Consider the following 15,134-nt stretch of genomic DNA (forward strand, 5'->3'; position numbering starts at 1 on the left):
CTCCTCGCTCGTGGTGAGCGACCTGGCTCGCTCCGGTCGTGTCGATGGCTGATTTCTGGTGGCCGTGTCGGTTGCCGATTCTCGGCGGTTGTGTCACCGGCCGATCCCGAACGAGGAAATATATTGCGTCTCCTCGTTCGCGACCGGATGCTCTTCTCGGGTTCTGCTCGTTACCAACAAAAACCCGGAGATCGAGGTCGTTCCTCAATCCGCCTTCGCCTGCCACCCGCGCAGTCTGTCTTCGCTCACTCCGTTGACTTGGTCCGCGACGGACTCGACTTCGGCGTTTTTCAAATCCTCGATGTTCTCGATGCCGATTTCGGCGAGCTTTTCGGCGGTTTTCGCGCCGATGCCGTCGATGACTTCGAGGCCGCTCTTTTCCTCGCTTTGTTTGAACTCCTCGTAATTGCAGATCGGACAGCCGAGTTCCCACGGTTCGTCGCCGTTGTCCACGACGAGTTCCGGCAGGTCGTGTTCGTCACAGGTCTCGTCGGTCACCTCGATGTCGCCACGTCGCGGCAGCGGGAGCGAATATTCACACTCCGGATAGCGCGTACAACCGACGAGGCGAGAGCCGGTTTGGAGTTGCTTGATGGCAAGCTCTCCACCGTGTTCCTCGCCACAGTCCGGGCAGTCACCGATAACTCGGTCCTCGGCTTCTTCGGCCGCCTCCGCCTTGCACAGCGGACAGCCGTGGACGAAGGTTCCCCGTCCGGCGAGTATCTTCACCTCTCGGAGGTCGTGGTCGTCGCATGTCTCCTCCAGGATGAGCGGTTTGCCCTTGTTCGGGAGCGGAAGCGTGTAGGTGCAGTCCGGATAGCCGTCACAGCCGACGAAGTGTGACCCTCTGCGACTCTGCCGCACGAGGAGGTCCTCGCCACAGTCCGGGCACGGCCCGAGGGTTTTGTCCGCCTTCAGCGACTGCTTCAACTGTTTCCCGATTTCCTCGCGCGATTCTTCTAGCTCGTCGAACACGGTCGCGAGGATTTCGCGGGAGGAGTCCGCCACGTCGTCCAATTCCGCTTCGCCTTCGGCGATGGCGGTCATGTCCTGTTCCAACTCACGGGTCATACTCTCGCTCACGACGAGGTCGGCGTAATCCTCCGCGGCCGACACGACCGACTGTGCGAGGCGCGTCGGTCGTGGCGGGTCGCTTTCGAGATAACCACGGTCGTACAGTTTCTGAATCGTGTTGTGGCGGGTCGATTTCGTCCCGATCCCCATCTTCTCCATCTTCTCGATGAGTCGTGACTGACCGTACCGTCGCGGTGGTTGGGTTTCCTTGTCCTCGATTCGTGTGTCCGTCACGTCCACGTGTTCGCCTTCTTCGACGTTCGGTACGTAGTTCTCGCTGGTGTTGAAGTACGGATAAACCGCGTGGTATCCCTCTTCGAGCAACCGTTTTCCGTTTGCCTTGAGCGACAGTTCCGACACCATGGCGACCACCTTGAGGTGTTCCCATCTCGCACTCTCGGCGACGGTGGCGAAAAAGCGCCGAACGACGAGTTCGTAGATCTCCCACTCGTCGTCGCTCAGTTCGCCTTTCGTTGGAACGTCCTCGGTCGGGTGAATTGGCGGGTGGTCGGTGGTTTCTTCGTCACCTTCGGTCGGTTCGATGTCGTCCTCCCGGTCCAGCAAACGCTCCGCATCGTCGCTGAAATGGTAGTTCCCGACGAACGTATCGAGCAGCTCCTCGGGATCCAAATCGTCCGGATAAACCGTGTTGTCGGTACGCGGGTAGGTGATATATCCGGCCGTGTAGAGGTCCTCCGCGATGCTCATCGCGCGTTGGGCCGAATGACCCAAACTGCCTGCCGCGCGGATGAACTGCGTCGTGTTGAATGGCGCCGGCGGATCGTCGGTTCGCGTCCGCCGTGAGACGCGCTCAACCGTCGCTTGGGTCGCCTCACGAAGCGTTTCGTACGCTTCTTTCGCCGCCTCTTCGTCCCATACTCGCTCGGCTTCGTTGCCGTCCTCGTCGCGGTAGAAGTATTGGGCTTCGAACTCCTCTTCGGCCTTCTTGAGGTCGGCGAACAGTTCCCAGTAATCCTCCGGGTCGAACGCTTGGATCTCCCGTTCTCGGTCCACGATGAGCTTCAGCGTCGGACTCTGTACCCGACCCACGCTGATGAAATCGTTGCCGAGTTGTCGGGACGAAAGCGAGAGGAAACGGGTCAGCGCGGCACCCCAGATGAGGTCGATTATCTGCCGTGCTTCGCCTGCCGCCGCGAGGTCGAAGTCGAGTTCGTCGGGATTTTCGAAGGCTGAGGTGACTTCGTTTTGCGTAATGGAGGAGAATCGAACCCTGTTGACGGGCACGTCCTCGTTCACTTCGCGAACGAGCTCCCACGCTTCTTTCCCGATGAGCTCGCCCTCGCGGTCGTAGTCTGTCGCAATCGTCACGCGGTCTGCGTCGCGTGCCAATAGGCGTAGCGTTCGAACGATGTTCTCCTTGGTCGGCTGTTTCTCGATGTCAGCATCGATGAGTTCGACCGGTTCCACGTCACGCCAGTCGTTGTACTCCGGGGGAAAATCAACCCCGACGACGTGACCTGACAGGCCGATACATCGTTTGCCGCCCCATTTGTAGACGTTGACGCCGTTTTGTCGGTCGGCGTCGGCACTCTCGCCGGATAGAATGTCGGCGATTCGGCGCGCCGCGTTGTCCTTCTCGGTGATTATGAGTTCCACTCACACACCACCCCGGTTCGCGTCGGTCATCGCCCTCGGCTACGGGTATCGTGCTGGTAAACGTTTCGCCGAGCGGAAACCATCCCCACGGACGGGGGTTTTGAGCGCCGTCGCGTTTCGATTATCTATGGTGATAATGAAAGAAATGGCTATGTAATGGTGACTCGTACGGACACACACCCTGCGCTATGTTTGGTCCCTTCACACCTGCGGGCGGTATCGTACTCTGTGGGACGACCGTCGGTGGCGCCGTCAGTTTTGTGCTCGCGCGACACGGGTGGTCGAACCGGGACGTCCCGGGTTCCGCATCGTTTGCGTCGCTCATGCTCGTTATTTCCGGCTGGTGTTTTCTCTCCCTGCTCTTTTTTACGGCTTCGGCACGCTCACAGGCCATTCTCTGGGGTTCGTTGATCGGGATCTGTGCGTCAACAGTTCCCATCCTGTGGCTGAGTTTCACACTGGAGTACACCGGTCGGGACGATTGGTTGACTCCGGCCACGATGCCACTTATTTGGGCGGAACCAGTGATGTACACCGCCGTGTCGCTCCTCACCCCCGAACACGGGTTTGTCAACGAGAGCGCGACACTGGTATCGATTGGCGGCCTGACGACCCTATCAGTTTCCCATGGACCGACGTTCTACTTCCATCTCGCCTATCTGTTCGTGGTCATCGTCTCCGGATTCACGTTCCTCATCGTATTCCTCGCACAAGCGGATCGACTGTATCGAAGACAAACGGTCGTGGTCGTCCTCGCGGGCCTGTTTCCGCTCGTCGGAACCGGCGCGTCGATGTTTGTCGCTTCAAACGCGGTTCTCGATTTGACCCCCATCTTTTTCGCTGGCGGCGGCATGTTCATCGCCCTCGCGCTTTTCAGATACGACTTTCTCGACGTAACACCGCTGGCCTCGGAAGTCGTGCTGTCGGAGATGGAAGATCCAGTTATCGTCGTTTCTGACGGTCAAATCGTCGAATACAACCCGATGGCAGTGGCGCTGTTTGATTCACAGAACGCCATCGGGGAGGACGTCGAGTCCGTCCTTCCTGGCCTGCTCGATGCCGTTTGGATGGGGAAATCCTTCTCACCGTCACGACCCCAAGCGGATGGCGGCACGACTAACCGGGCTGTCGATGGTTCCGATGACGTCACGTCCAGTGGTTTCGTTGACGACCCTGTCGCGGAAACCGCGGTGTACGACCCGCGCTTGACTCCGATATACGACCATCACGGTATTCGACGTGGCGACATCCTCGTTCTTCGAGAAATAACCGATCGAAAGCACCGCGAAGAGACGCTCCGCGCCCTCCAGTCGGCAACGCGTCGATTGATGGACTCCAAACACGAGGAAGAAATCGCACAGATCGCAGTCGAAACTGCGGACGAGGTATTGGATCATCCCTACTCGGCTATCGTTTTCCCCGACGAAAGCGAGACAATTCTCCAAACCGTCGCCATGACGGGTGTGCTTGCCGACAGCACCGATGGTGAGATAACTTTTCATCGAGCGGATGACTCCATGTGGGACGTATTCGAGTCCGGTGTTCCGGGCGTCCACGAATCCCCAACTGAACTCTCTGAAACGTGGTACAATCGTTTTTCAGTCGGGTGTTTGCTGTTGTTCCCGCTCGGAGAACATGGCGTCCTCGGTGTCGGAAGCGACCCGAAAAAGCGGGCGTTCACCGATAACGACCGACGGTTTGCCGAGATTCTGGCGACGACGACTGAATCAGCACTGGACCGTGCGCGGCGAGAGACGGAACTACGCGAAAGTCAAGCGATGGTCGAGAAGCGAAACGAGCAAATCGAGTTCTTCAACGGTGTCCTCCGTCACGATATTTTGAACGGAATCACGGTCATTAACGGTAATCTCGAACTGCTCGACGAACACGTGGGGACGGATGGCAAGCCGCATCTCGAAACCGTACGTGAATGGAGCGAGGATATCGGGAAGTTGACACAGAAAGTGCGGTCGGCCAGTCGGACGATTACGGATGCGGAGTCAATGCCGCTGACGACGCTTTCGCTCTCGGAAACCCTGTCCCGAAAAGCGACGAAGATACGGACGACGTATCCAAACGTCGAAGTCGAGGCTGATATCGAACACGACTTGTTCATATCGGGTAACGAACTCCTCGGTGAAGTACTGGAAAACGTCCTCCTGAACGCGGTCGAGCACAACGACCAGTCGTTTCCAACGCTCACTGTTCGGGCGTGGGGATCGGATGAAATCGTCCGAGTCGAGATCGAAGACGATGGCCCGGGTATTCCCGATGGGATGAAATCGGAGGTGTTCGACCGAAACGTCACGTCGGCGTCATCCGGCTCTATCGGTTTCGGTCTCTACTTCGTCCGTGTGATGATGGACCGATACGATGGCGATGTTTGGTTCGAGGATGCGAACGACGGCGGAACTGTCGCTGTTCTTACGTTCCCTGTCGAACCCCCCGACGCTCCGTTCATATAGTTCACCATATCCCCTCCGCGAAATCCGGCGAGGGCGGGATGCTTCCAGACCATCCAATTCGCTTCGAATTTCGGAATCGGACCGGATAACGTGGCCATCGCTGGGCGTGTCGAAAGCTCGACACCCCGTCGCAAAACCCGGCAGAGATCGGGCGTAACACGTGCGTTTAAGAGTTCATTCGACTAATGTGATGAAACACGTGTCCCGACAAACCGAGAGTCGCGTCGATATGACCACCGGGTCCGTTTCGCCGAAACTGGCGAGTCTGGCGTGGCCGCTCGTTGTCGGGAATCTCCTCCAAACGTTCTACAATCTCGCGGATATGTTCTGGGTCGGTCGCGTCGGCACCGCCGCCGTCGCCGCGGTCTCGCTCATGTTTCCGACCTCGTGGCTGTTCGTCTCGCTCGCGATGGGACTGACTGCCGGTTCCGTCGCCCTCGTCTCGCAACATATCGGCGCTGGCGACGACCGGGCCGCGGACAACGTCGTGGCACAGACGACGCTCCTCACGGTAATCGTCGGTATCGCCCTTTCGTCCGTCGGGTACGCCTTTCGTCACCCACTGCTCACACTCGTCGGTGCGGAGGGAGCGGTCTACGTTCAGGCGTTGCAGTACATCGAAGTGCTGTTTTTTTCTATCCCATTCACGTTCCTCTTTTTCGTCTTTCGCGCCGTGCTCCGCGGGGCGGGCGATACCCGAACCGCGATGTGGTTGATGGTTCTCTCGGCGGGACTGAACGTGGTTTTGGACCCGATTCTCATTCTCGGATTTGGACCGATTGACGGTATGGGAACGCAGGGGGCGGCGGTCGCCACACTCATAGCCCGCGTGTTTGCGGCCATCGTCGGCGTGTACGTGCTTCTCAGAGGTAATTGGGGGATTCAGCTCCGTCCCGAGGACCTCACACCCGATTGGCCGGTATTGAAACGCCTCATCAGTATCGGCTATCCCGCGACTATCGACGGTGCCGCCCGTAGTTTTGCCGCCGTGGCGATGGCGGCCCTTGTCGCCAGATTTGGTCCAGTGCCGACCGCCGCGTACGGCGTCGGCGTTCGACTGATGTCCGTTTCTTGGACGATTTCGGGCGCGGTCGGACAGGCCACCGCGACGGGCGTTGGACAAAATCTCGGCGCGAAATCGCCCGACAGGGCCGCCGAAGTAACGTGGAAAGCGACCGTCGGAACGTTGGGTATCCTCTTTGCCGCGGGTGGGTTGATGGTCGCCTTCCCTGGTATCGCTATGCGCGTGTTCACGAACGACCCTGCGGTGGTCGAAGAAGGAATCAGCTTCCTTCGGATTATCGGACCGTTTCTGTCGTTCTTTGGCGGGCTGATGGTAATTCAGGGTGGATTCCGCGGTGCTGGGGATACCCGTGTCGCGATGGCGCTTTCGTTCCTCTCGCGATGGGTGCTCAGGATACCTGTCGCGCTGTTGCTCGCTTACGGGTGGACGCTCCAGTTCGGTCCGATAGCCCTTTCGGGGATGACGTGGGGAGTCGGTGGTCTGTGGTGGGCGTGGTCGATTTCGGCTCTCGGGTCGTTCGTCGTGGGTGTCCTCTGGTTCAGCCTCGGCCACTGGCGACAGGGCGTGTTGGAAGAAGAACAAAGGCAGGCAACTGCGGACTGACTGCGAAACGGCGAGTCTCGACGCGTAAAACAGTACGGTAAGCCGGTCGTCTATGCGTTGGTGAGGTACCGTTCGACCGACCAGCCCCACACGTTTCGATCGAGCCAGTGGACGCCCCACCACGTGTATCCGTCTTTGTCCGTCGGCCCGTTCATGATTTCGCCGACCTCTCCGGGCGAAATCGTGGCCACGATGGGTTGGTCGGTACCGGGTTGTTCGCGCGTGTTCAGATTGGCCGTTGGCGTGACTCGGTCACCGTCGACGAACCCACCACCGCCGCCACCGCCGTACTGGCTGCGATAGTCCGCAGCAGCAGCCTTCACGTCGTTGACGTACGACCAGCTATGGTTGTACGCGTACAGTGCGTCGTCCCAATCCTCGGGTGCGCCGTTGTCGGTGAGATAGTAGGCTGCGGCCGGAATCGCGTCCTGATAGTCACAGATGTTCGCATAGCCGTCACCGTCGCCGTCGAGGCCGTAATAATCCCACGTCGAGGGCATGAACTGCATCGGGCCGCGTGCGCCTGCCGACGATTCGTCACATCCCGGTTCGTACTGACCGTGCTGGGTTTCTATCCAGCCGACGCCCGCGAGATACGTCCAGTCAATACCGTAGTTGGCCCCGGTCGCCTGATACTGGTCGAGGTAATGTGACGGGATGGCACCCGCGGCGGCGGCGGAGCCCGATAGTCCGGAGGCGACAATCGCTGTCGTTCCTGTTGCACCGAGTTTTTTGAGCATGTCTCGTCTTGATGGCATGGTACATCTGTTCCACTAATTTATTAGTTAATATATCTTTTCTAGAACTGTAGTAATATCTCGGTCACGACCACTGACGGTTCAATGTCTGTCAAAAACTCGAATGTACTCCTCATGAGTGGAAAACCATCATTTCTGCGTCTATCGGTCGGGATCGCAATCAGATGCGAGCGCGAAACAGAAACATCACGATTTCTCGATCGGTTCGTAGTGCGGGGTACCGTCCTCCTCAGGCAACGCTGATTACTCGTCCAGTCGTTCGCGGAGCATGCCGTTCACGGACCCTGGGTCGGCACTGCCGCCGGTTTTCTGCATGACTTGACCGACGAGGAAGTTGATGGCACCACCCTCTCCGGCGTGGTAGTCCTCCACCGTGTCCGGGTTTTCCTCGATGGCTTCCTCGACTGCCTGTTCGACTTCGCCCGAATCGGCCTTGCCGAGTCCCTCGCGGTCGATGACGGTCTTCGGGTCGTCGCCCTCGTCCAGCATCTCGCGGAGAACGGTCTCTTCCGCGTTCTTCGCCGTAATCTCGTCCTCGGCGACGAGTCGGATGAGCGTTTTGAACTCGCCCAACCTGTCTTCGACGTCCGTGATTTCCATGTCGCGGTAGTTGAGTTCGCCGAGGAGGCTGTCGGCGACCCATGCGGCGGCGAGGTCCGGGTCGAACTCCTCGGCCACCTCTTCGTAGAAGTCAGCCACCTGCTTGCTGGAGGTGAGTTTGCTCGCGGCCTCCTTGCTCAGGTCGTACTCCTCGCGGAACCGTTCCCGACGGGCGTCCGGCAATTCCGGGATTTCGAGTTTCTGCTTCCAGTCGCTCACTCGAAGGGGCGGAAGGTCGGCTTCGGCGAAGTAACGGTAGTCCTTCTCCTCCTCCTTCGACCGCATCGAAACGGTCGAACCGTGGGTTTCGTTGAAGTGGCGCGTCTCCTGTTCGACTGCCTTACCGCGCCGGAGGAGGTTTCGCTGACGGCTCTCCTCGTAGGCGAGTGCGCTCTCGGCACCCTTGTGACTGGAGATGTTTTTCACTTCAGTCCGGTTCGCGTCCGTCAGCACCTCGTTCGAAATGGAACCGTCCTCGTTTACGTCCTCTGCGGGAACGAGCGAGAGGTTCGCGTCCACACGGAGACTGCCGTCTCGCGTCGAGTCGAAGATGCCGAGATATTCGAGCACCTCCTCCAGCTTTTCGAGGAAGGCGACTGCCTCGCCGGGTTTCCGGAAGTCAGGATCGGTGACGATTTCCATCAACGGCGTTCCGGCGCGGTTGTAGTTGACCAGCGTGTAGTCCGCTCGGTCGATGCCGGTCGTTCGTGTGTCGATGTTCCCGCTCCCGTCGCGGACGTGACGGAGACTGCCGGGGTCCTCTTCGAGGTGGGCGCGGTGGATGCCGACGATTCGGGTCTCGCCCTTGTGTCGGAACTCCAGTTTCCCGTTCTGGCAAATGGGGGCGTCGTACTGGGTGATTTGAAACCCCTTCGGCAGGTCGGGATAGAAGTAGTTTTTCCGGTGAAACCGCGTCTCTTCCGGGATGTCGGCGTCGATGGCTTTGCCGACCTTCACCGCGAACTCGACGGCCGACTCGTTCAACACCGGGAGTGCGCCCGGTAGCCCGAGACAGACCGGACAGGTGTAGGTGTTGGGTTCGGGGTCGTCTTGATCCGTCGAGCAGCCGCAGAAGATCTTCGTGTCCGTCTCCAGTTGGACGTGGATTTCGAGGCCGATGACGGCCACGTGTTCGCCCTCCTGGACAGCCTGAGCAGTCATTGCTCACTGGTTGGTTCGGTACGTGTTAAAATCCTACGGGATGGGTCGAAGCGCGGCGGTTCAGTGGCCGCTCGTTCCCCACCGGATGGTGTCCGCGGACATGATAACCGCCGAAATCGCGTGGATGTCGTGACTGCTCTTGATCGTGAACGCTTTCGTCGTCCTCGCTCCGTCTCGTATCGAGACGCTGATTTCGTACGACACGGACCCCTCGTTCGGAACGGCCAGCGCATCCTCGAACGTGACTGCGTCGTTGACGGGGACGGTGACGGTTTCGTCCAGCACGGGCGAATCTCCATTCGTCACCGTAATCGTCGCCGTTTGATCGCTGCTCGCATAGCTGCTGATCGCCAGCAAAACCGGGTGTGTGTCGGACGACCCCGCCGGTTTTTCCGCTTTCGTTGCAGGACTACTTTCCGTCGTTTTCGTCGCTGTCCCACTCGTCGTCGTGGCCGATTCGTTGCCCGGTGTGCTTCTCGAGTCGCGCTGCCCCGACACACACCCACCGAGTCCGGCGATTCCTAAACCGCAGTACCGAAGGGTCGAACGACGTGTCCAGTCGTCTCTCTCCATCTCTCGTTCGTTTCGAATCGTCAGTGATAATATGTTTTGTGTATCTGTTTTCAGTGTTAATTCGAGTCCTGAATCCCGAACTCGAACTCGCTTCGGATTCGAATCTCGTCGGTCGATCCCAACAATCTCCTGGTCTTCAGCCTGTGGTTCGTTGATGTCCGGCGTCGTCAGTTCCCCGTTCCAGAAGTCGATATCGAAGCGGGCGTCGTACCAGTCCAAAACGAGTGTCAGGAGGTTGCCGTAGGTACCGGCGACGGCCGATTCGTCGCCGTGACGTTCTATGGTTCGCATCTCGCTTCCCGCGTCCCAGAAGGTGGACGCCCGACTTCGTGGTTCGAAATCCACGGAGCGTGAGAGTACTGGATGAAATGGATTGACGTCACGTCTTTTTCATCTCTTCCCTTCCGTCGGTAACTGTTGATATTTGGCACATTTCGTCCGGTATCGACTCGCCGTCTGCCGCATGTCTGACGCACATTTATGGGGAAACCGTAACGCATACGTGATATGACTAGCCAGCGCGACCGAATCGCCAACCTGGAGTCGCGGGTGGAAGAACTCGACGCGACGATTCGTGGACTGACCGAGGAGCTCGTGGACGCCAATCAGCGACTCCGCGAATTGGAGGCCGAACAGGAATCGAACGAGGTCGAAGAGGCTAAAACCGAGGAGTCTAAGGACGAAACAGACGATACCGACGAGGGTACGTCCGAACTGGGCGACGACATCATCGTGGCGTAGGGAGTACCCTCTTCCACGAGCAACCCATGCACATCAAAAAGCTCGTCCTCGACAAATTCAAGAGCTTCGGCCGGAAGACCGAAATCCCGTTTTACGAGGATTTCACCGTGGTTACCGGCCCGAACGGGTCCGGAAAGAGCAACATCATCGACAGCATCCTTTTCGCGCTCGGACTCGCCAGAACGAGAGGCATCCGTGCCGAGAAACTCACCGATCTGATTTACAATCCCGGCTACGACGAGGGCGAGGGCACGAAAAACGGCCCGCTCGAAGCCTCCGTCGAGGTCGTTCTGGACAATTCGGACGGAACCCTCGACCGAACACAGGTCGTCAACGCCGCCGGGACGGACAATGTCGGTGACACCAACGAAATCACCATCAAGCGCAGGGTAAAACAGACCGAGGACAACTACTACTCGTACTACTACCTGAACGGACGGTCGGTCAACCTCTCCGACATTCAGGACCTGCTCGCACAGGCCGGTGTGACGCCGGAAGGATACAACGTCGTCATGCAAGGCGATGTAACTGGCATCATCAACATGACGCCGTTCGAGCGCCGCGAAATCATCGACGAAATCGCCGGTGTCGCGGAGTTCGACGCGAAAAAGGACGCCGCGTTGGAGGAACTCGAGGTCGTCAAGGACCGCGTCGAGGAGGCCGAACTCAGAATCGAGGAGAAAGAAGACCGACTCGATCAACTGCGTGACGAACGCGAAACGGCACTCGAATACAAAGGCCTCCGCGAGGAAAAAGAGGAGTACGAGGGCTACCTGAAAGCCGCGGAACTCGAGGAGAAACGGGCGGACCTCGATGCGACTCGCGACGATATCGAGGACCGCAAGGAGGAGCTTGTCTCCCTCCAGCGCGAACTGGACGAGAGAGAGGGCAAAGTCGTCCGACTCGAAGATCAGTTAGAGGAACTCAATACGGAAATCGAGCGCAAAGGCGAGGACGAACAACTCGCCATCAAAAGCGAAATCGAGGAGGTCAAGGGCGAGATTTCGCGGCTCGAAGACAAGATCGAATCCGCCGAGGAGAAGATTCAGGACGCCGAAAACAATCGGCGACAGGCGTTCGTCGAAATCGACCGCAAGCAAGAGACGGTGGACGATTTGGACGGCGACATCCGCGACATCAAAATCGAGAAAGCCTCGGTGAAAGGCGAAATCGGCACGAAGGAAGCGAAACTCGCCGAAATCGAGGAAGAAATCGAGAACGTCGATACCGAGTACGACGAGGTGAAATCCGACCTCGCCGAGAAGAAGGACGCCCTCGAGGACGAAAGGAGTGAGAAAAACGAACTCCAGCGCGAGAAAGACCGGCTGTTGGACGAGGCTCGGCGGCGCTCCGATGCGGTAAATCAAAAACAGAACGAACTCGATTCGTCCCGCGAACGAATCCCGCAGATCGAAACCGAACTGGACGATCTCGCCGACGAACTGCTGAAAGCCGAACGGAACGCCGAGCAAATCGGCGACGTGGTCGCCGATTTGAAGGCCGAAAAACGTGAACTCCAATCCGACCTCGACTCGGTCGAAAACGAGTTACAGTCGAAACAGCAAGACTACGCCAAACTCGACGCCCGCGCCGAAGAAAGCGGCGACTCCTCGTACGGACGTGCCGTTTCGACCATCCTGAACGGTGGTCTCGACGGTGTTCACGGGACGATTGCCCAACTCGGAAGCGTCGGACAGCAGTATGCCACCGCCTGTGAGACTGCGGCCGGTGGCCGGATGTCGCAGGTCGTCGTGGACGATGACGGCGTCGGTCAGCGCTGTATCGAATACTTGAAGAACCGAAACGCGGGCCGTGCGACGTTCCTCCCGATTACGAAGATGCGTGACCGACGACTGCCGTCGGTTCCCGACATGCCCGGTGTGGTCGATTTCGCGTACAACCTCATCGACTTCGATTCGGAGTATTCCGGCGTGTTCTCCTACGTCGTCGGCGACACCTTGGTCGTGGAGGACATGGAAACCGCCCGCGAACTGATGGGCGACTTCCGCCTCGTCACGCTGTCGGGTGAACTGGTCGAAAAGAGCGGCGCGATGACCGGTGGTTCGACCAGTGGCTCGCGCTATTCGTTTTCCGCGTCCGGAAAGGGTCAACTGGAACGCGTCGCCCGCCAAATCAACGAGCTGGAAGAAGAACGCCAGTCGATTCGAGAGTCCATCCACGGCGTCGAAGACAGGCTGGACGACGCTCGCGACCGACAGACCGACGCGACCGACCAAGTCCGCGCTATCGAGACCGACATCGAACGAAAGGAGGACGAACTCGAATCCATCGAGGAGACCATCGAGTCGCTCCAGGACGAAATCGAAGACGTACAGGAAGAACGCGAGTCGGTGAACGACCGGATGCAGGAACTCGAAGGAGAGATCTCGTCCCACGAGGGGACGATTGCGGACATCGAGGACGACATCGCGGACCTCGAATCCGAACTCGCGGACTCGAAGATACCCGAATTGTCGAGCAAGGCCGACGAAATCGAGGCCGAAATCGACGAGCTAACGGATCGAATGGACTCCTTGGATGGCAGATTGAACGAACTGCAACTGGAAAAGCAGTACGCCGAAGACGCCATCGACGACCTGCACGACGATATCGAATCCGCACAGAATCGCAAGGCTGAACAGGAAGAGCGCATCGAGGAGTTCGAATCGAACATCGAGGACCGCGAGGAGACGCTCGAAGCGAAGCGAGCGGCGGTCTCCGAACTCGAAGATGAACTCGCCGAACTCAAGGAGGAACGTTCCGACCTGAAGGAGGAACTCGGCCAAGCGAAACGGAAACGGGACGAACAACAATCGCAGGTCGAAGCGGTCGAGAATCGGCTCGGAAGCCTCAAGCGAAGCGCGAATCGTCTCGAAGAGGACGTGGCCGAACTCCGTGAGGAGGTCGGCGAGTACGACCCCGAGGACGTTCCCGACCACGACGAAGTCCGAACCAACATCGACCGTCTCGAACGCCAAATGGAGGCGCTCGAACCAGTCAACATGCTCGCCATCGACGAGTACGACGAGGTCGAAAACGAGCTGGACGACTTGAAGGAACGCAAGGCGACGCTCGTCGAGGAACGAGATGGCATCCGCGAACGAATCGATTCCTACGAATCACAGAAGAAGGAGACGTTCATGGAGGCGTTCGATGCCATCGACTCCCAGTTCCGAGATATCTTCACCCGCCTCTCGGCCGGGTCGGGTGAACTGTTTCTCGAAAACGAGGACGACCCGTTCGATGGCGGCCTGACGATGAAGGCCCAACCCGGCGACAAGCCGGTGCAGCGACTCGACGCGATGAGCGGCGGCGAGAAGTCGCTCACCGCGCTCGCGTTTATCTTTGCCATCCAGCGATACAATCCCGCACCGTTCTACGCGCTGGACGAGGTTGACGCCTTCCTCGACGCTGTCAACGCCGAGCGCGTCGGCGAGATGGTCGACGAACTCGCGGGGGATGCCCAGTTCGTCGTCGTCTCGCATCGCTCCGCGATGCTCGAACGGTCCGAGCGCGCGATCGGCGTGACGATGCAGGGCAACAACGTGAGTAGTGTCACCGGTATCCGACTGGACGGTGAACAGGAGGTGCCCGCCGATGACTGACGGCGACATTCCCCTCGATATCGCGGGTCACGACGAACGCAAGCGTGGGCGAGCGAGCGACGGTCGAGAGGACGTGGATGCACTTGTCCCCGACGAACACACGGCGGACGACGACGAAGACGAACCCGTCGAACTGCTCGTTCAGCTCGCCGAGGACGGCGAAATCGAACCGTGGGACATCGACATCGTTGACGTAACGGACAAGTTCCTCGCACGCCTGGACGAGGCCGACCTTCGAACGTCGGGGCGGGCGCTCTTTTACGCCAGCGTTCTCCTCCGGATGAAAAGCGACGCATTGCTCGCCGACGACGAACCCGAGGAGGAGGAACTCGACCCGTGGGAAGCACCCATGGCGATGGACGCCTCCATGGACGACGGCGGGTTCGACCCCGTCGCGTCGCTCGAAGACGAGATGGAACGCCGACTCGACCGGAAACACGCTCGTGGTAATCCCGAAACGTTGGACGAACTCGTCCGTGACCTGCGTGAACGCGAGCGCGGGTCGTGGTGGAAGGAATCGCGAACCTACGACACCAGCGACTCCCCGCAGGGGTTCCGCCGGGGAACACAAACCTTGGACTACCACTCGGGTGACGACATGCGATTCGACGACGAACCGACCGAATCGGAGGTGACCGGCACGACTCACGACGAAGACATCGAGGCGGTCATCGACGACGTGCAATCGGCACTCGTTACACAGTATGAAGCAGGGAGAACGGAAGTGCTCTACGCCGAAATCGAGGGTGTCGGCCCCAGCAGGGTCGAAACCTATCTCGCACTGCTGTTTCTCGCTCATCGCAGTTTTCTCACGCTCGACCAGGACGACCTCTTCGGTGACCTCTGGGTGCAGGACGCTCGCGATGCGGAAGAAGAGCAACCGCCGGAACTGCTCGCGGATTGACCGCGTAGT

Annotated in this window: 9 protein-coding genes; 5 read left to right on the forward strand and 4 right to left on the reverse strand. The window is 59.1% G+C overall.

Going from position 1 to position 15,134, the window contains the following annotated elements; genetic code table 11:
• Nucleotides 1-204: 204 nt before the first annotated feature.
• The gene (locus OOF89_RS08705) at nucleotides 205-2,691 is read right to left on the reverse strand and encodes a DNA topoisomerase I (protein ID WP_266075228.1); all 2,487 of its coding nucleotides are present in this window, start codon (nucleotides 2,689-2,691) and stop codon (nucleotides 205-207) included.
• Nucleotides 2,692-2,879: 188 nt separating this feature from the next.
• Here OOF89_RS08705 and OOF89_RS08710 point away from each other — a divergent pair, with 188 nt between their 5' ends.
• Together OOF89_RS08710 and OOF89_RS08715 are read left to right on the forward strand one after the other, a co-directional pair.
• Nucleotides 2,880-5,156, forward strand: coding sequence for a histidine kinase N-terminal 7TM domain-containing protein (locus OOF89_RS08710; protein ID WP_266075230.1), 2,277 nt, complete (start codon nucleotides 2,880-2,882; stop codon nucleotides 5,154-5,156).
• A gap of 229 nt (nucleotides 5,157-5,385) precedes the next feature.
• Entirely contained in the window at nucleotides 5,386-6,783 is a 1,398-nt protein-coding gene (locus tag OOF89_RS08715) for an MATE family efflux transporter (RefSeq protein WP_407661602.1), read from the forward strand.
• 50 nt (nucleotides 6,784-6,833) lie between these two features.
• On the opposite strand, the gene OOF89_RS08720 is transcribed toward OOF89_RS08715, so the two are convergent.
• The 3 genes from OOF89_RS08720 to OOF89_RS08730 all read right to left on the reverse strand — a co-directional run bounded on the left by OOF89_RS08720 (nucleotide 6,834) and on the right by OOF89_RS08730 (nucleotide 10,220).
• Nucleotides 6,834-7,541 carry a lytic transglycosylase domain-containing protein gene (locus OOF89_RS08720; protein ID WP_266075234.1) on the reverse strand — a complete coding sequence of 236 codons (708 nt, stop codon included), beginning with the start codon at nucleotides 7,539-7,541 and terminating at the stop codon, nucleotides 6,834-6,836.
• Nucleotides 7,542-7,784: 243 nt separating this feature from the next.
• Nucleotides 7,785-9,302 carry an Asp-tRNA(Asn)/Glu-tRNA(Gln) amidotransferase subunit GatB gene (gene gatB / locus OOF89_RS08725; RefSeq protein ID WP_266075236.1) on the reverse strand — a complete coding sequence of 506 codons (1,518 nt, stop codon included), beginning with the start codon at nucleotides 9,300-9,302 and terminating at the stop codon, nucleotides 7,785-7,787.
• Between the two features lie 60 nt (nucleotides 9,303-9,362).
• Complete coding sequence (locus OOF89_RS08730; RefSeq protein ID WP_266075238.1) at nucleotides 9,363-10,220, reverse strand: hypothetical protein; 858 nt, start codon at nucleotides 10,218-10,220, stop codon at nucleotides 9,363-9,365.
• 162 nt (nucleotides 10,221-10,382) lie between these two features.
• On the opposite strand from OOF89_RS08730, the gene OOF89_RS08735 reads away from it, so the two are divergent.
• From OOF89_RS08735 to OOF89_RS08745, 3 genes are read left to right on the forward strand one after another with little or no spacing between them, the layout of a single operon-like run.
• The gene (locus OOF89_RS08735; RefSeq protein WP_266075240.1) at nucleotides 10,383-10,616 is read left to right on the forward strand and encodes a DUF7518 family protein; all 234 of its coding nucleotides are present in this window, start codon (nucleotides 10,383-10,385) and stop codon (nucleotides 10,614-10,616) included.
• 26 nt (nucleotides 10,617-10,642) lie between these two features.
• The gene (gene smc / locus OOF89_RS08740) at nucleotides 10,643-14,221 is read left to right on the forward strand and encodes a chromosome segregation protein SMC (protein ID WP_266075242.1); all 3,579 of its coding nucleotides are present in this window, start codon (nucleotides 10,643-10,645) and stop codon (nucleotides 14,219-14,221) included.
• Nucleotides 14,214-15,125, forward strand: a complete 912-nt coding sequence (locus OOF89_RS08745; RefSeq protein ID WP_266075244.1) for a segregation/condensation protein A — start codon at nucleotides 14,214-14,216, stop codon at nucleotides 15,123-15,125. Before smc ends, OOF89_RS08745 begins: the two co-directional genes overlap by 8 nt.
• The last annotated feature ends 9 nt before the right edge of the window (nucleotides 15,126-15,134 follow it).

The organism is Haladaptatus caseinilyticus, assembly GCF_026248685.1.
GTDB lineage: Archaea > Halobacteriota > Halobacteria > Halobacteriales > Haladaptataceae > Haladaptatus > Haladaptatus caseinilyticus.

Excerpts from the sequence above, each read along its gene's own strand:
- gatB (WP_266075236.1), bottom strand. The coding sequence starts at position 9,302 with ATGACTGCTCAGGCTGTCCAGGAGGGCGAACACGTGGCCGTCATCGGC.
- OOF89_RS08710 (WP_266075230.1), top strand. The coding sequence starts at position 2,880 with ATGTTTGGTCCCTTCACACCTGCGGGCGGTATCGTACTCTGTGGGACG.
- OOF89_RS08720 (WP_266075234.1), bottom strand. The coding sequence starts at position 7,541 with ATGCCATCAAGACGAGACATGCTCAAAAAACTCGGTGCAACAGGAACG.
- OOF89_RS08715 (WP_407661602.1), top strand. The coding sequence starts at position 5,386 with ATGACCACCGGGTCCGTTTCGCCGAAACTGGCGAGTCTGGCGTGGCCG.
- OOF89_RS08745 (WP_266075244.1), top strand. The coding sequence starts at position 14,214 with ATGACTGACGGCGACATTCCCCTCGATATCGCGGGTCACGACGAACGC.
- OOF89_RS08735 (WP_266075240.1), top strand. The coding sequence starts at position 10,383 with ATGACTAGCCAGCGCGACCGAATCGCCAACCTGGAGTCGCGGGTGGAA.
- smc (WP_266075242.1), top strand. The coding sequence starts at position 10,643 with ATGCACATCAAAAAGCTCGTCCTCGACAAATTCAAGAGCTTCGGCCGG.